Below are 18,699 nucleotides of genomic sequence, written 5' to 3'. Positions count from 1 at the left end.
CGCCGGGGCGAGGAGGGCGGGCCATGGTGCAGAAGGCCAAGATCCTCCTGGTCGATGACCGGCCGGAGAATCTGCTGGCGCTGGAGGCCATCCTCTCCGCGCTCGATCAGACGCTGGTCAGGGCATCGTCCGGGGAGGAAGCGCTCAAGGCACTGCTGACGGACGACTTCGCGGTCATTCTGCTGGACGTCCAGATGCCGGGCATGGACGGATTCGAGACCGCGGCGCACATCAAGCGGCGGGAGCGGACGCGTGACATCCCGATCATCTTCCTGACCGCCATCAACCACGGCCCGCACCACACCTTCCGGGGATACGCGGCGGGCGCGGTGGACTACATCTCCAAGCCGTTCGACCCGTGGGTGCTCCGCGCGAAGGTCTCCGTCTTCGTCGAGCTGTACATGAAGAACTGTCAGCTGCGCGAGCAGGCGGCCCTCCTGCGGCTGCAACTGGAGGGCGGCGGCAAGTCCGCGGCCGGCGAGAGCAAGGAGCCGGCGGGGCTGCTCGCCGAACTGTCCGCACGGCTCGCGGCGGTGGAGGAGCAGGCCGAGGCGCTGTCCAAGCAGCTCGACGACGAGTCCGCGGACGCGGCGGCGGTCGCGACCGCGGCTCATCTCGAGCGCAAGCTCACCGGACTGCGCCGCGCCCTGGACGCCCTGGAACCGGGCACGGGCAGCGGTACCCCGGCGGTACCGTCCCAGAGTTGACGCTTCGCCCCGGAGACGGTGGCGCGCCCGTCGTACGGCCCGGTGACCGCACCGCGTGACACGCGATGCCGGTCCGGGCCGTGCCGTGTGCCCCCGGTGTGCCACGCTTCTTGGCCAACCGGTGCAGCCCGCTTGAGCCCGCGTCAGTTTCGTGTCTCTCCCGGAGCGACACGAAAGGGTGAAGCTGTGGCCACACGTGTCCCCTGTCGTCTCCACCGGTAATCTCACACTCATGGCCTCACGTCCCGCAGCCAAGAAGTCGCCCGCGAAGAAGGCGGCCACTCCGAGGCAGGCTTCGGCGAAGAAGGTCCCCGCGAAGAAAGCCGTCGCCAAGAAGGCACCCGCCAGGAAGGCCGCGGCGAAGAAGCCCGCTCCCGCGCCGGCGCCCAACCCGACCGCGGGCGTGTACAGACTCGTACGCGCCCTCTGGCTCGGCCTCGCGCACGCCGTCGGAGCGATGCTCCGCGGGCTGGGGCGGGGCGCGAAGGGGCTCGACCCGGCGCACCGCAAGGACGGCCTCGCGCTCCTGCTGCTTGGTCTGTCGCTGATCGTCGCCGCGGGCACCTGGGCCAGTCTGCGCGGCCCCGTGGGCGACCTCGTCGAGATGCTGGTCACCAGCGCCTTCGGCCGGCTGGACCTGCTCGTTCCGCTACTGCTCGGGGCGATCGCCGTGCGCCTGATCCTGCACCCGGAGCGGCCGGAGGCCAACGGCCGTATCGTCATCGGCCTGTCCGCGCTCGTCATCGGGGTGCTCGGCCAGGTGCACATCGCCTGCGGCGGCCCCGCGCGCAGCGACGGCATGCAGGCGATAAGGGACGCCGGGGGACTCATCGGCTGGGGCGCGGCCACGCCGCTCACGTCCACCATGGGCGACGCCCTCGCGGTGGCGCTGCTCGTCCTGCTCACCTTCTTCGGGCTGCTCGTCGTCACCGCCACGCCCGTCACCGCCATTCCGCAGCGACTGCGGCTGGTGGGGGTGAAGCTGGGCCTCCTGCACGCCCGGGACGACGACGTCCGCGGCGGCTTCCGCGGTGAGGACGACGAGCGGTACGACGACCAGTGGCGCGAGGCACTGCCCCGCTCCCGCCGGCGAGGAACCGCCGAGGGGCCCTACGACCCGGACGCGGCCGAGCAGGAGGCGATCGCCCAGCGGCGCGGCCGCTCCCGGCGCCCCGCCGTGCAACAGCCGGCCATGGGTCGGCAGATGGACGCCGTGGACGTCGCGGCGGCCGCGGCCGCCGCCCTGGACGGCGCCGTTCTGCACGGTATGCCGCCGTCCCCGCTCGTCGCCGACCTCACCCAGGGGGTCGGTACCGGGGACCGCGAGCCGACGACGCCGACACCCGTGCCGGCCGCACGGCCCCGGCAGGAACGGCTCCCGGGCACGGCGGCGGTGCCCGACCTCACCAAGGCGGCCCCGCAGGAACCCCGCGACCTGCCGCCGCGCGCCGAGCAGCTCCAGCTCTCCGGCGACATCACCTACTCCCTGCCGTCCCTGGACCTCCTGGAGCGCGGCGGCCCGGGCAAGGCGCGCAGCGCCGCCAACGACGCGGTCGTCGCCTCCCTCACGAACGTCTTCACCGAGTTCAAGGTCGACGCGGCGGTCACCGGCTTCACCCGCGGTCCGACGGTCACCCGCTACGAGGTGGAGCTGGGCCCCGCCGTGAAGGTCGAGCGGATCACCGCGCTCACCAAGAACATCGCCTACGCCGTCGCCAGCCCCGACGTCCGGATCATCAGCCCGATCCCCGGCAAGTCCGCGGTCGGCATCGAGATCCCCAACACCGACCGGGAGATGGTCAACCTCGGTGACGTGCTCCGCCTCGCGGCGGCCGCGGAGGACGACCACCCGATGCTGGTCGCGCTCGGCAAGGACGTCGAGGGCGGCTATGTGATGGCGAACATCGCGAAGATGCCGCACGTCCTCGTCGCCGGTGCCACCGGATCCGGCAAGTCGTCCTGCATCAACTGCCTGATCACCTCGATCATGATGCGGGCGACCCCGGAGGACGTGCGTATGGTCCTCGTGGACCCCAAGCGCGTCGAGCTGACCGCGTACGAGGGCATCCCGCACCTGATCACGCCGATCATCACCAACCCGAAGCGGGCCGCCGAGGCGCTCCAGTGGGTCGTACGGGAGATGGACCTGCGCTACGACGACCTCGCGGCGTACGGCTTCCGGCACATCGACGACTTCAACGAGGCGATCCGCAACGGCAAGGTCAAGCCGCCCGAGGGCAGCGAGCGTGAACTGCAGCCGTACCCGTATCTGCTGGTGATCGTCGACGAGCTGGCCGACCTGATGATGGTCGCGCCGCGCGACGTCGAGGACGCGATCGTGCGCATCACGCAGCTCGCGCGCGCGGCGGGCATCCATCTGGTGCTCGCCACCCAGCGGCCGTCCGTGGACGTCGTCACCGGACTGATCAAGGCGAACGTGCCCTCCCGGCTGGCCTTCGCCACCTCCTCGCTGGCCGACTCGCGCGTCATCCTCGACCAGCCCGGCGCCGAGAAGCTGATCGGCAAGGGCGACGGGCTCTTCCTGCCGATGGGCGCGAACAAGCCGACCCGTCTGCAGGGCGCGTTCGTGACCGAGGAAGAGGTCGCGGCGGTCGTCCGGCACTGCAAGGACCAGATGGCGCCCGTCTTCCGGGAGGACGTCACGGTCGGCGGCAAGCAGAAGAAGGAGATCGACGAGGACATCGGTGACGATCTCGACCTGCTGTGCCAGGCGGCCGAGCTGGTCGTCTCCACGCAGTTCGGATCCACCTCGATGCTCCAGCGCAAGCTGCGCGTCGGCTTCGCCAAGGCCGGCCGTCTGATGGACCTCATGGAGTCGCGGCACATCGTCGGCCCCAGCGAGGGATCCAAGGCCCGTGACGTCCTGGTGAAACCCGACGAACTGGACGGAGTGCTCGCCCTCATTCGCGGGGAGTCTCAACCGTAGGGATGCGGGCGTTCCCGGTGCGCCGGACGAGCGGGCCCGCCCGACCGCGTCACCGGCACCCACGGCGACGCGCCCGGCATCCGACCGTGACCCACTCGTAAGTGATCCGTGAGCAACCGTTCCCGCGCCACATACGTCAAGCTGAGCAAGACGACAGGAATATGTCCCGCCATCAGGATGACCGGCCCTTCAGATGGCGTACAAAGTCCTACCGCCCGGTTGCCCCACCCTTTCGTACCCCCCCTAGACTGAACTTCCAGCACAGGTGGCTACTCGCTCGAAAGGCGCCCCCGTGTCCATCGGCAACTCCCCAGACGGCAACTCCCCTGAGGACGCACGTCCCTTCGACGACGATCGCGCAGACGCCCGTGACGACGCTCCCGCGTCGGAGCGGCCCTCGATCGGCCGAGCCCTGCAGCAGGCACGCGTCGCGGCCGGGCTGACCGTCGACGACGTCAGCAATGCCACCCGGGTCCGCATCTCGATCGTGCGTGCGATCGAACAGGACGACTTCGCGCCGTGCGGCGGCGACGTCTACGCCCGCGGCCACATTCGCACGCTCGCGCGAGCCGTGCATCTCGACCCCGCCCCCCTGCTCGAGCAGTACGCGGCCGAGCACGGCGGACGGCCTGCCCCCACCCCAGCGGCCCCGCTCTTCGAGGCGGAACGTATCCGCCCCGAGCGCCGCGGGCCCAACTGGACCGCGGCCATGGTCGCGGCGATCGTCGCGGTGATCGGCTTCGTCGGCTTCACCCTGGTCAAGGGCGGCGGCGGGGACAGCGCCAAGACACCGGTCGCCAAGGGTCCCCAGGCCGGCACCGGCAAGCACGCCTCGGCCACGCCCAAGAGCAGCAAGCCCGCCGCGCCGAAGCCCGAACCGTCCGACAGCGCCATCGCGGCCGCGCCCCACGACAAGGTGACCGTCCAGGTCAGCGCCGCCGACGGCCGTAGCTGGATCTCCGCCAAGGATCACAACGGCCGCACCCTCTTCGACGGACTGCTCAAGAAGGGCGACTCACAGACCTTCCAGGACAAGGACAAGATCGACCTGGTCCTCGGCGACGCGGGCGCCATCCAGCTCTACGTCAACGGCAAGAAGATCCAGGACGACTTCCAGCCCGGCCAGGTCGAGCGCCTGACCTACACCAAGGGCGACCCCGTCACCGGATGACGGACGGCCGCGGCGCCCGAGCGGTGACCGAGCGGTACGCAAGGGACACGGACACACGGGGTTGGCCAAGATCGGCCAACCCCGTCGACGTGGGCTGTCAGCGGGACGAAGTAGTCTTGAGCCCATGTCTGAACGCCGTACCGTCGCACTCGTCACTCTTGGCTGCGCCCGTAACGAGGTGGACTCGGAGGAGCTCGCAGGCCGTTTGGAGGCGGACGGCTGGCAGCTCGTGGAGGACGCCGAGAACGCGGATGTCGCGGTCGTGAACACGTGCGGCTTCGTCGAGGCCGCGAAGAAGGACTCCGTGGACGCCCTCCTGGAGGCCAACGACCTCAAGGGACACGGCAGAACGCAGGCCGTCGTGGCGGTGGGCTGCATGGCCGAGCGGTACGGCAAGGAGCTGGCCGAGGCCCTCCCCGAGGCCGACGGCGTGCTCGGTTTCGACGACTACGCGAACATCTCGGACCGCCTCCAGACCATCCTGAACGGCGGCATCCACGCCTCCCACACCCCGCGCGACCGGCGCAAGCTGCTGCCGATCACTCCGGCGGAGCGGCAGGAGTCCGCCGCGGGCGTCGCGCTGCCGGGCCACGGCCCGGTCGACCTGCCGGAGGGCGTCGCCCCGGCCTCGGGCCCCCGTGCGCCGCTGCGCCGCCGGCTGGACGGCTCCCCGGTCGCCTCGGTCAAGCTCGCCTCCGGCTGCGACCGGCGCTGCTCCTTCTGCGCCATCCCCTCCTTCCGCGGCTCGTTCATCTCCCGCCGCCCGAGCGACGTGCTGAACGAGACGCGCTGGCTGGCCGAGCAGGGCGTCAAGGAGGTCATGCTGGTCTCCGAGAACAACACCTCGTACGGCAAGGACCTCGGTGACATCCGTCTCCTGGAGTCCCTGCTGCCGGAGCTCGCCGAGGTGGACGGGATCGAGCGGGTCCGTGTCAGCTACCTCCAGCCGGCCGAGATGCGGCCCGGCCTGATCGACGTGCTCACCTCGACCCCCAAGGTCGTGCCCTACTTCGACCTGTCCTTCCAGCACTCCGCGCCTGGCGTGCTGCGCGCGATGCGGCGCTTCGGTGACACCGACCGCTTCCTGGAGCTGCTGGACACCATCAGAAGCAAGGCGCCCCAGGCCGGTGCGCGGTCCAACTTCATCGTGGGCTTCCCCGGCGAGACAGAGTCCGACCTGGCCGAACTGGAGCGCTTCCTGAACGGCGCCAGACTGGACGCGATCGGTGTCTTCGGCTACTCCGACGAGGAGGGCACGGAGGCCGCGACGTACGACAACAAGCTCGACGAGGACGTCGTCGCCGAGCGGCTGGCCCATATCTCCCGGCTCGCCGAGGAGCTGGTGTCGCAGCGCGCCGAGGAGCGCGTCGGCGAGACCGTCCAGGTGCTCGTGGAGTCGGTGGACGCCGAGGAGGAGGGCGCCTACGGCCGCGCCGCGCACCAGGCGCCCGAGACGGACGGGCAGGTGCTGTTCACGGGGAGCGAAGGCCTGAGCGTGGGCCGTATGGTCGAGGCGAAGGTGGTCGGTACGGAAGGTGTCGACCTGGTGGCCGAGCCCCTCGCGGGCTCGCTCGGGTGTCCTGAGGAGGCGGGCAGATGACCGGAATCCCGGCATCCGCGGCGGGCGGCTCCCCCCGCCCGCGGGGTGCGGCGCCGGCGTCGGGCGCCCCCGGCGCCGCGGCCATGTCCGGCCCCAAGGCGGGCAAGGGACCTTCCGGCACTCCGGCCGCCCGGCCGGCCCAGAACCAGGGCGCACCCGGCTCCTCCGGCACTCCGGACGGGGTGCGGCCACCGCGGGGCGGCAAGCTGACGGCCGCCGCGGTCAACCAGGCCAGCGTCTGGAACGTCGCCAACCTGCTGACGATGCTCCGCCTGGTCCTGGTACCGGGCTTCGTCGCGCTGATGCTGGCGGGCGGCGGATACGACCCGGCATGGCGCTCGCTCGCCTGGGCGGCCTTCGCCATCGCCATGATCACCGATCTGTTCGACGGTCATCTGGCGCGCACGTACAACCTCGTCACCGACTTCGGGAAGATCGCCGACCCCATCGCCGACAAGGCGATCATGGGAGCGGCCCTCATCTGTCTGTCCTGGCTCGGTGACCTGCCGTGGTGGGTGACGGGTGTGATCCTCGGCCGCGAGGTGGGCATCACCCTGCTGCGCTTCCTGGTCATCCGCTACGGCGTGATACCGGCCAGCCGGGGCGGCAAGCTGAAGACGCTGACCCAGGGCGTCGCCGTCGGGATGTATGTCCTGGCGCTCACGGGGTGGCTGGCGACCGTGAGGTTCTGGGTGATGGCCGCGGCGGTCGTGCTGACCGTCGTCACCGGGCTCGACTATGTACGACAGGCCATAGTGCTGCGCAGGCAGGGCATCGCCGAGCGCCGCGCCGCGGCCGAGGAGGCGGACCGTTGAATTCCCTGGCCACCGAAGTGCTGCGACTGCTGACCGTGCGAGGCGAGACGCTCGCCGTCGCCGAGTCGCTGACCGGTGGCCTGGTGGCCGCGGAGATCACGGCGGTGGCCGGCGCCTCCCGGGCCTTCCGCGGCTCGGTGACCGCCTACGCCACCGATCTGAAGCGGGACGTCCTGGGCGTGGACGGCACCCTGCTGGCCGAGCGGGGAGCGGTGGATCCCCAGGTCGCGGTCCAGATGGCGGCCGGCGTCCGCAAGGCGCTCGGCGCGGACTGGGGGATCGCCACGACCGGCGTGGCCGGGCCCGATCCGCAGGACGGCCGGCCGGTCGGCACCGTGTTCGTGGCCGTGGACGGGCCGTTCGAAGACGTTTCCGACGAACTTGGTGGCGGGAAAGTGGCCGCGCTGCGGTTGAACGGCGACCGTGCGGACATCCGTAGGGAGAGTGTACGGAGCGTACTCGCCCTGCTTCTCGGGGCGCTTGTGGGCGAACAGACCGGGAATGAGCGGGTACAGGATACGGAACAGAACGGGGGGACTTGATGTTTACAGCCCTGAGTGAACACAACAGCGCTCCCCGCACGGCCGCGGCGCAAGGCGGTACGGTGGGGCGTGAAGGATGCGGTTACGCGGTCCGAGGAGGGAGCCACCGATGATTCTGCTCCGTCGCCTGCTGGGTGACGTGCTGCGTCGGCAGCGCCAGCGTCAGGGCCGTACTCTGCGCGAAGTCTCCTCGTCCGCCCGAGTTTCGCTCGGCTATCTCTCCGAGGTGGAGCGGGGGCAGAAGGAGGCGTCCTCCGAACTGCTCTCCGCGATCTGCGACGCGCTGGACGTACGGATGTCCGAGCTCATGCGGGAAGTGAGCGACGAGCTCGCGCTCGCCGAGCTGGCACAGTCGGCAGCGGCCACCGAGCGGGTGCCCGCACCGGTGCGTCGCCCGATGCTCAATTCGGTGTCCGTCACCGGTGTCCCACCGGAACGGGTCACGATCAAGGCGCCCGCCGAGGCTGTGGACGTGGTCGCCGCCTGACGCCCCACGCGAGGGACGCGCACGGCGCCGATGTGTACGAGAGCCCCGGCCGGGGCCCTCTCCGGGAAGACCCGGAGGGTGCGGCCGGGGCTCTCGTGCGTCCGGGGACGTGATCCTCGCGACCGCCGGATGCCGGTCCGGTCGGCGCGCGGTCCCGTTTGCCGGGCCCGTGGGGTGCGGTCATCGTGGAGGGGCGGGGGCTCGGGGCTGTATACACGCTCGCGGAGGATGCCGATGTACGTCGTGAAGAGCCCGCTGACCGACACAGACCTCAAGACCGTCTCCGAGGCCCTGCAGGGAGCCCTGGTCGACCTCGTGGACCTCTCCCTCATGGCCAAGCAGGTCCACTGGAACGTGATCGGGCCGCGCTTTCGCTCCATCCACTTCCAGCTCGACGAAGTGGTCGCCAGTGCGCGCCTCCACTCCGACACCGTGGCGGAACGGGCCTCGGCACTCGGCGTCCCGCCGGACGGGCGCGCCGTGACCATCGCCCAGAGCAGCGGCATCGGGGCGGTGCCGCAGGGCTGGGTCAAGGACACGGACGCGGTGGGCACGCTCGTCTCCGCGCTGGGCGCGGTGATCGCGCGCATGCGGGAGCGGGTGCAGACGACCGCCGAGCCGGACCCGGTGAGCCAGGACATCCTCATCGGGATCACCGCGGATCTGGAGAAGCACCACTGGATGTTCCAGGCGGAGAACGGGTGAGGCCTACGGGTGCGCGGGGCGGGCCACAAGGCGTCCGGGATCGCGAGCGGGGTCTCGGACCGGGTGCCGCGGCCGGGTGCGGGGGAGGGCGTGCGCGGGGTGCGCCGTGTGCGACAGGTGCCCGGGGCACGCGCTGCGTCCGGTGCGCCCGTGTGCCGCTGGTGCGCCCTCCCTGGTGGTGACAGGGCGGTCTAGGGTCTGGTTCCTCGGGTTGGAGGTGACGGCCATGGCGGGGCGCACGGCGCGCTGGGGGGCGACGCTGGCGCTGGGTGCGCTGTGGTGGTGGGGGGTACTCCGACTCGTGCTGGCACCCGATGCGGGGGTGCTGGAGGGGGCGGTCGCGACCGGGGGATGGGGGCTGAGCCTGCTGCCGGTGCACTGTGTGCCGAAGACCCGTGCCGTGGGGGCGGCCGGGTCGGACCAGCGGGCCGGGTCCCGGCGCCGGTGGCGGACCGCGAGGGGGCGCGGGAGGGGCGCGCAACCGGGGTGAGGGTGGGCCGCAGGGGGGCGAGCGGGGTCGGCTGGAGACGGTGTCCGGGGGTGTTCAGGGGGCTCCTGGGTGCGGTTTGCGGTCGGCCCGGCCGCCGAGGTCCGAGAGGGCCTGGTCGGCCCGCCGCCGAGGCCCAAAAGGGCCGGTGGAGGGGCCGTGAGGCCGCCCCGCGAGGGCCTTCGCCAGGGCATCGCGACACCGCGGTTCGGGCGGAGGATCTGTCCCGTGGTGAACGACGCGGCGTCGGAGGCGCGGTGCGGCACCGCGTGGGCGATGTCCTCCGGTTCACCGACCCGGCCGAGCGGTGACAGCCGTGCCATGGACGCCTCCGTTCGTGCCGGGGTCTCCCCGTGCCGGTCGGTCATCGGCGTACGGGTCCATCCCGGCGCCACCGCGTCGACCCGGATCCCGTGCCGCCCGATCTCGGTCGCCAGGGTCTTCGGCGCTGCACCGCGGCCGCCTTCGCCACGCCGTGGCACAACAGCCCCGGGCCACCGGTGTCGACGGCGCCGGACGCCATCGGACGGGTCGTCAATGAGTGGTACGGGGACGGCCGCCGCGCTGGTCCGCCGGACGCGGCAGTGGTGCCGGTCCCCATTGGCAGGCCGGGCACCAGTAGGTGGGGCGCTCGCGGGAGCCGTCCCCCTGGTCGGCCGCCCGGATCGGGGTGCCGCAGCGCAGGCAGGGACGGGGCGCACGGCCGTACACGAAGAGGTTCTGCTCGCGCCGTCCCGTGGTGTTGCGGGCCGGGCGGTCGCGGTTCGCCTCCAGAAGCCGTCGGGCGAGGGCGGGGAGCTGTGCGGCGTGCTCGGCCGGGAGGTCGCCGACGGGCAGCCACGGGGTCACCCGGAGCAGGAAGCACAGCTCGCTCTTGTAGACATTGCCGATGCCGGCCAGATTGCGCTGGTCCAGGAGGGCCTCGCCGAGGGGGCGGGCGGGGTCGCGCAGCAGATTCTCCCGTGCCAGGGCGGGTTCCCAGTCCGGACCGAGGAGGTCGGGGCCGAGGTGGCCCACGGCGCGGTGCTCGTCGGCGGTGCGCAGCAGCTCCAGAACCGGCAGGCGGTAGCCCACGGCCGTGCGGTCGGCGGTGCCGAGGATCGCCCGGATCTGGTGGGCGGGGCCGCCGCTCCAGCGCTGTCCCGCCGCGAATATCTTCCAGGCGCCGTCCATCATCAGGTGGGAGTGCAGGGTGAGTCCGCCCTCGATCCGGGTCAGCAGGTGTTTGCCGCGCGGGGTGACGTCCAGGACCGTACGGCCGGTGAGGTCGGCCGTGGCGTACTGGGGCACCCGGAGGTCGGAGCGGGTCAGCACCTTCCCCGCGAGTGCCCCGTGCAGACGCTTCGCGGCCTGGTACACGGTGTCGCCTTCGGGCATGGGTCAAGGGTGACACGCCGGGACGGGGCGGGGGCGGGCCGGCGCCCGTAGGAGCGGGGCGGCGGGGCGTGCTTCCGCTTCGGGAGGGCGGGTGCGGTGCGGGCCGGGCGCGGTGCGGGTGGCGGCTCTGTCGGGCCGTGCCGTTGCCGGGGTGCGGCCGGAGGCTCACGCGCGGATGCGCAGTCCCCGCGGGGTCGCGATGAAACCCGCTCCTTCCAGGAGGATGCCGAAGGGGGACGACAGGGCGGATGCGCCGTTGACGCGCTCCACCGTGACCGTGCCCAGGGAACCCGCCCGCGCGGCCGCCCCGAGGGCCTCGGCGGCCGTGCGCAGCCGCGTGTCCTCCGCCGGCCCGGGCTCCGGGTCGGAGGGCCAGGCCAGCAGGGTCTTGCCGCCGCGCTCCATGTAGAGCGCCAGCTCGCCGTCGACCAGGACCACCAGCGAACCCGCCTTGCGCCCCGGCTTGTGCCCCGCGCCCGTGGGCGGCTCGGGCCAGGCGAGCGCGGCGCCGTACGCGTTGGCCGGGTCGGCGGCCGCGAGGACAGCCGTGCGGGCCGATCCGGTGGAACGGGTCCGGTTCGGCCAAGGCCCCGGCCCGCGCCGCCCGTACGGCGAACGGGGGCCGGACTGCGCACCGGACCCGGAACCAGAGCGTGGGCCGCCGAAACCCGGCGCGGACAACGGGTCGGGGAGCGCCGGGCCCGCCTCGAAGGGGTCGTCGAAGCCCGCAGCCGCCGGATCGCCGGAACCGGCGGCCGGCGGGCCGTCGTGGCCACCGTGGCCTCCGGTGCCGAAGGGGCCGTCCGGATGGTCGTCGTAGCCGGTGCCGAAGGGGCTCTCCGGCGACTGTGCGTGGCCTCCGGGGAAGCCGTTCGGGTAGCCGTCGGTGAAGCCGTCCCCCGTGCCGGATGCCGCGTCGGGCAGGGGTTCGCCCCGCTCGCGTGCGGTGGCCGCCGCACGCAGTCGGTCCACCGCGCCGTCCATCGCGAACTGTGCCGCACCCAGTCCTTCGACCACATAGCCGCGCCGGGCCTGTCCGCTTTCCTCGAAGGCGGACAGGACGCGGTAGACGGCCGAGAAGCCGCCCTCCACGCCCTCCGCCGCCACCGCGCCCCGGGTCACGACGCCGTGCCGGTCCAGCAGCGTGCGGGCCAGGGCATGGGCGCGGACGGTGGGGTCCGCCTCGCGGGAGGGGAGCAGCGACCAGCGCCCCGCGACAGTCGGCGGCCCCGTACGGGACGGGGGCCGGGCGGCGGCGGTGAGCGAGCCGTACCGCCCGCGCGGGACCGCGCGCTTGGCGCGGTGGGCGGTGGAACCCGCGGTGCGGCCCGAGCCGAGGAGCGACCGCATCGGCGCCAGCGTGTCGTTCGTCAGCCGGCCCGACCAGGCCAGGTCCCAGATCGCGTCGGCCAGTTGGGGGTCCGTGACATCCGGGTGCGTCGTGGCCCGGACCTGGTCGCCGATCTGCCGGAAGAACAGGCCGTAGCCCCCCGAGAGGGCGGCCAGGACCGACTGGTGGAGCGCGGTCAGCTCCAGGGGGTGCGGGTCGGGCAGCAGCAAGGGGGCCGCGTCGGCGAGGTAGAGGGAGATCCAGCCGTCCTTGCCGGGCAGCGCACCCGCGCCCGCCCACACCACCTCGCCGGCGGCCGTGAGCTCGTCCAGCATCGCGGGCGTGTAGGTGGCGACGCGGGACGGCAGAACGAGCTTCTCCAGGGCCGACGCGGGCACGGACGCGCCCTGCAACTGCTCGATCGCGCGCACCAGACCGTCCACGCCCCGCAGACCGTACCCGCTGCCGACGTGCTGCCACTGCGGCAGGAACTGTGCCAGCGCGGCCGGGGGCACCGGCTCCAGCTCGTGCCGCAGCGCAGCCAGCGAACGCCGCCGCAGCCTGCGCAGCACGGCCGCGTCGCACCACTCCTGGCCGATCCCCGCCGGATGGAACTCGCCCTGGACGATCCGGCCGGACGCGGCGAGCCGCTGCAGAGCGCCCTCGGTGACGGCCACCCCGAGACCGAACCGTGCCGCCGCGGTGGCCGACGTGAAGGGGCCGTGCGTGCGCGCGTACCGCGCGAGAAGGTCGCCGAGCGGGTCCTTGACCGGCTCGGTGAAGGCCTCCGGGACGCCCACCGGCAGCGCCGTGCCCAGCGCGTCCCGCAACCGGCCGGCGTCCTCGATCGCCGCCCAGTGGTCGGTGCCCGCGATACGGACCTTGATCGCACGGCGGGCGGCGGTCAGCTCCGCGGCCCAGTGCGGCTCGGCCCCCCGCTCCACCAGTTCGGCCCCGGTGAGCGGGCCGAGCAGCCGCAGTACGTCCGCGACCCCCTCGACGTCCTTGACCCGCCGGTCCTCCGTGCGCCACTGCAGCTGCCGCTCCAGCTCGGCCAGCACCTCGGCGTCGAGCAGCTCCCGCAGCTCCGCCTGGCCCAGCAGCTCCGCCAGCAGCCGGGAGTCCAGCGACAGCGCGGCGGCGCGCCGCTCGGCGAGCGGGGAGTCGCCCTCGTAGAGGAACTGGGCGACGTACCCGAACAGCAGCGAGCGGGCGAACGGGGACGGCTCCGGGGTGGTGACCTCGACGAGCCGCACCCTGCGTGACTCGATGTCGCCCATCAGCTCGGCGAGACCCGGAACGTCGAAGACGTCCTGCAGGCACTCGCGGACCGCTTCGAGGACGATCGGGAACGAACCGAACTCACTGGCCACCTGGAGCAGTTGGGCCGCCCGCTGGCGCTGCTGCCACAGCGGGGTGCGGCGGCCGGGGTTGCGGCGCGGCAGCAGCAGCGCACGGGCCGCGCACTCGCGGAACCGGGACGCGAACAGCGCCGACCCGCCGACCTGGTCGGTGACGATCTGGTCGACCTCGCCCTTGTCGAAGGCGACGTCCGCCGCGCCGACCGGCGCCTGCTCCGCGTCGTATTCCGCGCCCGCCTTCACCGGCTCCTGGTCGAGCAGGTCCAACCCCATCAGATCGGCGTCCGGCAGGCGCAGCACGATGCCGTCGTCGGCGTGCATCACCTGGGCGTCCATGCCGTACCGCTCGGCCAGCCGGGCGCCCAGCGCGAGCGCCCACGGGGCGTGGACCTGGGCACCGAACGGGGAGTGCACCACGACCCGCCAGTCGCCCAGCTCGTCACGGAAGCGCTCCACGACGATCGTGCGGTCGTCCGGGACATGGCCGCAGGCCTCGCGCTGCTCGGCCAGGTACGACAGCACATTGTCCGCGGCCCAGGCGTCGAGGCCCGCCGCCAGCAGCCTCAGCCGCGCGTCCTTTCGGGACAGCGAGCCCACCTCGCGCAGGAACGCGCCCACCGCGCGGCCCAGTTCGAGCGGACGGCCCAGTTGGTCGCCCTTCCAGAAGGGCAGCCGGCCGGGGACGCCGGGTGCGGGGGAGACCAGCACGCGGTCGCGCGTGATGTCCTCGATCCGCCAGGAGCTGGTCCCCAGGGTGAACACGTCCCCGACCCGGGACTCGTACACCATCTCCTCGTCCAGCTCGCCGACCCGGCCGCCGCCCTTCTTCGGGTCGGCCCCGGCGAGGAAGACCCCGAAGAGCCCGCGGTCCGGGATCGTGCCCCCGGAGGTGACGGCGAGCCGCTGGGCACCCGGGCGGCCGGTGATCGTGCCCGCCACCCGGTCCCACACCACGCGCGGGCGCAGCTCCGCGAAGGCGTCGGAGGGATAGCGGCCCGCCAGCATGTCCAGCACCGCGGTGAACGCCGACTCGGGGAGCGAGGCGAAGGGGGCCGCCCGGCGGACCGTGGCGAGGAGATCGTCGAACTGCCAGGTGTCGAGCGCCGTCATCGCGACGAGCTGCTGGGCGAGCACATCCAGCGGGTTCGCCGGAACCCGCAGCGACTCGATGGAGCCGGAACGCATCCGCTCGGTGACCACGGCCGCCTGGACCAGGTCGCCCCGGTACTTGGGGAAGACCACGCCCGTGGAGACCGCGCCGACCTGGTGCCCCGCACGGCCCACGCGCTGGAGCCCGGAGGCCACGGACGGCGGTGACTCCACCTGGACGACGAGGTCCACCGCGCCCATGTCGATGCCCAGCTCGAGGCTGGAGGTGGCGACCACGGCGGGCAGCCGGCCCGCCTTCAGGTCCTCCTCGACAAGGGCACGCTGCTCCTTGGAGACCGAGCCGTGGTGGGCGCGCGCGAGCACCGGCGGCGCCCCCTGCGCCGCACCCGAGCCGCCCATCAGCTCGGCGGGGGAGTGGTGCTCCCCCGGAGTCTCGCCGGTGGCCCGCTCGTAGGCGATCTCATTCAGCCGGTTGCACAGCCGCTCCGCGAGGCGGCGCGAGTTGGCGAACACGATCGTGGAGCGGTGGGCCTGGACCAGATCGGCGATCCGCTCCTCGACATGCGGCCAGATGGACGGGCGTTCCGCAGCCTCGGACCCGTCGCTGACCGGGGAGCCGCCCAGCTCGCCGAGATCCTCGACGGGGACCACGACGGACAGGTCGAACTCCTTGCCGGACTCCGGCTGGACGATCTCCGCCTTGCGGCGCGGGGAGAGGAAGCGCGCGACCTCGTCCACCGGGCGGACGGTGGCCGACAGGCCGATGCGGCGTGCGGGCCTCGGCAGCAGCTCGTCGAGGCGCTCCAGGGACAGTGCGAGATGCGCGCCCCGCTTGGTGCCCGCCACCGCGTGCACCTCGTCCAGGATCACCGTCTCCACGCCCGTCAGCGCATCGCGCGTGGCGGACGTCAGCATCAGGAACAGCGACTCCGGTGTGGTGATCAGGATGTCCGGCGGGCGTGTGGCAAGGGCGCGGCGCTCCGCGGCCGGGGTGTCGCCGGAGCGGATGCCGACCCTGACCTCCGGCTCGGGCAGGCCGAGCCGGACCGACTCCTGGCGGATGCCCGTCAGCGGACTGCGCAGATTCCGCTCGACGTCGACCGCGAGGGCCTTCAGCGGGGACACGTACAGCACCCGGCAGCGCTTCTTGGGATCGGCGGGCGGCGGGGCGGACGCCAGTTGGTCGAGCGCGGCGAGGAACGCGGCCAGCGTCTTGCCGGAGCCGGTCGGGGCGACCACGAGCACGTCCGAGCCCTCGGCGATGGCGCGCCACGCCCCGGCCTGGGCCGCGGTGGGCGCGGAGAACGCCCCCGTGAACCAGCCGCGGGTCGCGGGGGAGAAGCCGTCGAGGGCTCGGTGTGCGGAACTGGGCATGCGTCCATCCTGCACCCGGCCACTGACAAACCCGTCTGACCTGCGTAAACATCGGAGGAGGGGGGTCGGGAGCGGTGGGGGCCATGCCGCAGAATGGGGTCATGGCAGGTTCCGGGGAGCGGGCACGGCACTGGCGGTACGAGGAACTGCCGGGTGTCGATCTGCTGCGGGCCCGCTACATCCACAAGACGTTCGTGCGGCACACCCACGAGGACTTCGTGATCGCGGCCATCGCCGACGGCGTCGAGATCTTCCACCACGGCGGTTCGGACCAGTACGCCGGCCCGGGAGCCCTGGCCCTGGTCAACCCGGACACCCCGCACACCGGCCGGGCCGGCGTGCCGGAGGGCTGGCGGTACGGGGCCGTCTATCCCTCGCCGCGGCTGGTGGCCGAGATCGCCGCGGAGACCACGGTCATCCGCGGCACCCCCGGCTTCGCCAGTCCGGTCCTCGAGGATCCGTACACGGTCGGCCTGGTCCACGAGGTGCTCCGGGCCGCGGACGAGGGCAACGCGCTCGCCGCCGACACCCTGCTGCGGGTCGCCGTGACCCGGCTGCTGCGGCTCAACGGCGGGCCGCTGCCGCAACGGGCCGTGCGCACCGCGGGAGCCCGGGCCGCCGCACGCGCGCGTGCCGTGCTCGAGGAGCGGATGGCGGAGCCTCCGAGCCTGGAACGGCTCGCGGCCGACCTCGGCATCAGTCCCTTCGCGCTGCTGCGCGCCTTCCGCACCGCCTACGGGATGCCGCCGCACACCTGGCTGACCGACGCCCGCGTCCGCCGGGCCCGGCGTCTGCTGGACGCCGGGACCACGCCCGCCCAGGCGGCCGTCGCGGTCGGTTTCACCGACCAGCCCCACCTCAACCGTCACTTCGCACGGATCGTGGGCGTCCCTCCGGGGGCGTACCAGCGCGAGCGCGGCGGGAGCGGTTCCCGCGCCGCGGGGCGCAAGAACGTACAAGACCCGAGAACGTGACCGCCCCTACCCTCCGGGGCGTGGCAGAACAGAGCGCTCTCGCAGAGCTTCACAGGAAAGACGGCGGAAAGCCGGACGCCGCCGTCGTCCGGGACGCCCTCGGGGTCGGGGTCGCCGTCGGGCTGTCCGGCTTCGCCTTCGGGGTGACCTCGGCCGGCAGCGGACTCACCCTGCTGCAGACCTGTGCGCTCAGCCTCCTGGTGTTCACCGGCGCCTCGCAGTTCGCGCTCGTGGGCGCGCTCGCGGCGGGGGGCAACCCGTTCACGGCGGCCGCGGGCGCCTTCTTCCTGGGCGTGCGGAACGCGTTCTACGGGCTGCGGCTGTCGCAGCTGCTGGCCCTCCCGCGCGCGGTGCGGCCGTTCGCCGCCCAGTGGGTCATCGACGAGACCACCGCCGTGGCGCTCGCCCAGCCCACCCGGCGGAGCGTCCGCATCGGCTTCACCGTGACCGGGCTCACCCTGTACGTGCTGTGGAACCTGACCACGTTGCTGGGGGCCCTCGGCGCGCAGGCCATCGGGGACACCAGGGCGTGGGGGCTGGACGCCGCCGGGCCCGCGGTCTTCCTGGCGCTGCTCGCGCCGATGCTGAGGACCGCCGCGGATCGGGCCGTGGCGGGCGCGGCCGTCGTGCTGGGACTCGGGCTGCTGCCGGTGCTGCCCGCCGGCGTGCCGGTGCTGGCGGCGGCGCTGGCGGCTCCGGTCGTCCTCTTTCTGGAGGGCCGACGGGCGGCGGGGCATGCGCAGGGCGCACGGGCAGATGCCGTGCGGAGGGCCGACGAGGCGCAAGGGGGAGACCGGTGAACGTCTGGATCGCGATCGGCGTCACCGCCGTCGGCTGCTACGCCGTCAAGCTCCTCGGTCTGCTCGTTCCGGCCGGGGTCCTGGAGAGGCCGCTCGTCCAGCGGCTCGCGGCTCTGCTGCCCGTCGCCCTGCTGGCCGCCCTCACGGCCCAGCAGACCTTCGCCGACGGCCGCACCCTGGTGCTGGACGCCAGGGCGGCGGGGCTCGCCGCGGCCGCCGTAGCCCTGCTCCTGCGTGCTCCCTTCCTGGTCGTGGTCGCCGCCGCGGTCGTGGTGACGGCGGGGCTGCGCGCACTGACGGGCTGAACGACCGGCCCGCGCGCACCCAGGGGGCGAGCAACGAGCGGCCTGCCCATCGGCGCGTGAGCAATGAGCGGTCCGCCTCCCGGCGCGTGACCGACGGGCGGGGCCGGCCGTTCCAGGGGCGGTGTCAGCCGACGGCCCTCCCGTACGCCCGGAGCGTGCGCAGCGCCTCGATGGTCACCATGGGGCGCACTCCAGGGCCGTGCCCGGAGCCCACTGGCGCCACCGGACGGGCCAGCCGCCGTCCTCTTGCTGCTCGCCCGCGAGGTGGTCCAGGGCGCGGGCCATCTCCTCGTCGGTGAACCATGCGCGCGCGAGGGAGTCCGCTGTACGCGCGAAGTCGTACGGGAAGTGGTACTCGCCCGGTGCGTACCCCGGGGCGAGCCGGTACGCCTCGGGACGGCCGGGGTCCAGGCACGCGAGCCGTTCCTGGGGTGTGAAACTGGCGACCTCGCGTATTCGGCTGTCGCGTATTCCTTAATCAGTGAGGGTCTTTAGTCACTGTGTGTGTCCATCGGAGCGAATGGGGACCGGCTCTTTCGAACCTCTGCGGTGAGGCGGGCGGTCAGGCCGCCGGCCGGATCCGGTCGCCGGTTGCGTGGCGCAGTGC

At 73.1% G+C, this 18,699-nt stretch carries 13 protein-coding genes and 2 pseudogenes; 11 read left to right on the top strand and 4 right to left on the bottom strand.

Going from position 1 to position 18,699, the window contains the following annotated elements; all coding sequences use genetic code 11:
• Positions 1 to 23 precede the first annotated feature (23 nt).
• The 8 genes from ACWD5Q_RS31655 to ACWD5Q_RS31620 all read left to right on the top strand — a co-directional run bounded on the left by ACWD5Q_RS31655 (position 24) and on the right by ACWD5Q_RS31620 (position 8,974).
• A complete protein-coding gene (locus tag ACWD5Q_RS31655) occupies positions 24 to 707 on the top strand; it encodes a response regulator (protein ID WP_451430511.1) in 684 nt (227 codons plus the stop codon).
• Positions 708 to 903: 196 nt separating this feature from the next.
• A complete protein-coding gene (locus tag ACWD5Q_RS31650; RefSeq protein WP_451430510.1) occupies positions 904 to 3,654 on the top strand; it encodes a DNA translocase FtsK in 2,751 nt (916 codons plus the stop codon).
• A 292-nt stretch (positions 3,655 to 3,946) separates the two neighbouring features.
• Positions 3,947 to 4,825 (top strand): helix-turn-helix domain-containing protein, encoded by an 879-nt coding sequence (locus ACWD5Q_RS31645; RefSeq protein ID WP_451430509.1) that lies wholly within the window; start codon positions 3,947 to 3,949, stop codon positions 4,823 to 4,825.
• 124 nt (positions 4,826 to 4,949) lie between these two features.
• Positions 4,950 to 6,425, top strand: a complete 1,476-nt coding sequence (gene rimO / locus ACWD5Q_RS31640) for a 30S ribosomal protein S12 methylthiotransferase RimO (RefSeq protein ID WP_451430508.1) — start codon at positions 4,950 to 4,952, stop codon at positions 6,423 to 6,425.
• Entirely contained in the window at positions 6,422 to 7,240 is an 819-nt protein-coding gene (pgsA, locus tag ACWD5Q_RS31635) for a CDP-diacylglycerol--glycerol-3-phosphate 3-phosphatidyltransferase (protein WP_451430507.1), read from the top strand. Before rimO ends, pgsA begins: the two co-directional genes overlap by 4 nt.
• Positions 7,237 to 7,782, top strand: a complete 546-nt coding sequence (locus ACWD5Q_RS31630) for a CinA family protein (protein WP_451430506.1) — start codon at positions 7,237 to 7,239, stop codon at positions 7,780 to 7,782. Before pgsA ends, ACWD5Q_RS31630 begins: the two co-directional genes overlap by 4 nt.
• 109 nt (positions 7,783 to 7,891) lie before the next feature.
• On the top strand, positions 7,892 to 8,269 hold the full coding sequence (locus tag ACWD5Q_RS31625) for a helix-turn-helix domain-containing protein (RefSeq protein ID WP_451430505.1): 378 nt from the start codon (positions 7,892 to 7,894) through the stop codon (positions 8,267 to 8,269).
• Between the two features lie 234 nt (positions 8,270 to 8,503).
• Positions 8,504 to 8,974 carry a Dps family protein gene (locus tag ACWD5Q_RS31620; RefSeq protein WP_451430514.1) on the top strand — a complete coding sequence of 157 codons (471 nt, stop codon included), beginning with the start codon at positions 8,504 to 8,506 and terminating at the stop codon, positions 8,972 to 8,974.
• 672 nt (positions 8,975 to 9,646) lie between these two features.
• On the opposite strand, the pseudogene ACWD5Q_RS31615 reads toward ACWD5Q_RS31620, so the two are convergent.
• From ACWD5Q_RS31615 to ACWD5Q_RS31605, 3 genes and pseudogenes are all read right to left on the bottom strand, one after another.
• Positions 9,647 to 9,984, bottom strand: a pseudogene (locus ACWD5Q_RS31615) (SDR family NAD(P)-dependent oxidoreductase); the annotation flags it as partial.
• A gap of 11 nt (positions 9,985 to 9,995) precedes the next feature.
• The gene (locus tag ACWD5Q_RS31610) at positions 9,996 to 10,838 is read right to left on the bottom strand and encodes an Fpg/Nei family DNA glycosylase (RefSeq protein WP_451430504.1); all 843 of its coding nucleotides are present in this window, start codon (positions 10,836 to 10,838) and stop codon (positions 9,996 to 9,998) included.
• Positions 10,839 to 11,003: 165 nt separating this feature from the next.
• Positions 11,004 to 16,013, bottom strand: a complete 5,010-nt coding sequence (locus tag ACWD5Q_RS31605; RefSeq protein WP_451430503.1) for an ATP-dependent helicase — start codon at positions 16,011 to 16,013, stop codon at positions 11,004 to 11,006.
• Between the two features lie 101 nt (positions 16,014 to 16,114).
• On the opposite strand from ACWD5Q_RS31605, the gene ACWD5Q_RS31600 reads away from it, so the two are divergent.
• The 3 genes from ACWD5Q_RS31600 to ACWD5Q_RS31590 are packed head-to-tail and all read left to right on the top strand — an operon-like array spanning position 16,115 to position 18,092.
• The gene (locus ACWD5Q_RS31600) at positions 16,115 to 16,987 is read left to right on the top strand and encodes an AraC family transcriptional regulator (RefSeq protein ID WP_451430502.1); all 873 of its coding nucleotides are present in this window, start codon (positions 16,115 to 16,117) and stop codon (positions 16,985 to 16,987) included.
• 20 nt (positions 16,988 to 17,007) lie between these two features.
• Positions 17,008 to 17,787: an AzlC family ABC transporter permease gene (locus ACWD5Q_RS31595; protein ID WP_451430501.1), complete on the top strand. Its 780-nt coding sequence runs from the start codon at positions 17,008 to 17,010 to the stop codon at positions 17,785 to 17,787.
• Positions 17,784 to 18,092, top strand: a complete 309-nt coding sequence (locus ACWD5Q_RS31590) for an AzlD domain-containing protein (protein WP_451430500.1) — start codon at positions 17,784 to 17,786, stop codon at positions 18,090 to 18,092. The genes ACWD5Q_RS31595 and ACWD5Q_RS31590 overlap by 4 nt, the downstream gene beginning before the upstream one ends.
• Before the next feature lie 124 nt (positions 18,093 to 18,216).
• Here the strand turns inward: ACWD5Q_RS31590 and ACWD5Q_RS31585 are convergent.
• Positions 18,217 to 18,521: pseudogene (locus tag ACWD5Q_RS31585) on the bottom strand (hypothetical protein); the annotation flags it as partial.
• Positions 18,522 to 18,699: the final 178 nt, after the last annotated feature.

The organism is Streptomyces sp. NPDC002513 (assembly GCF_053595355.1).
Note: the sequence above shows the minus strand (reverse complement) of the source record. Positions and strands in the feature narration are given on the sequence as shown.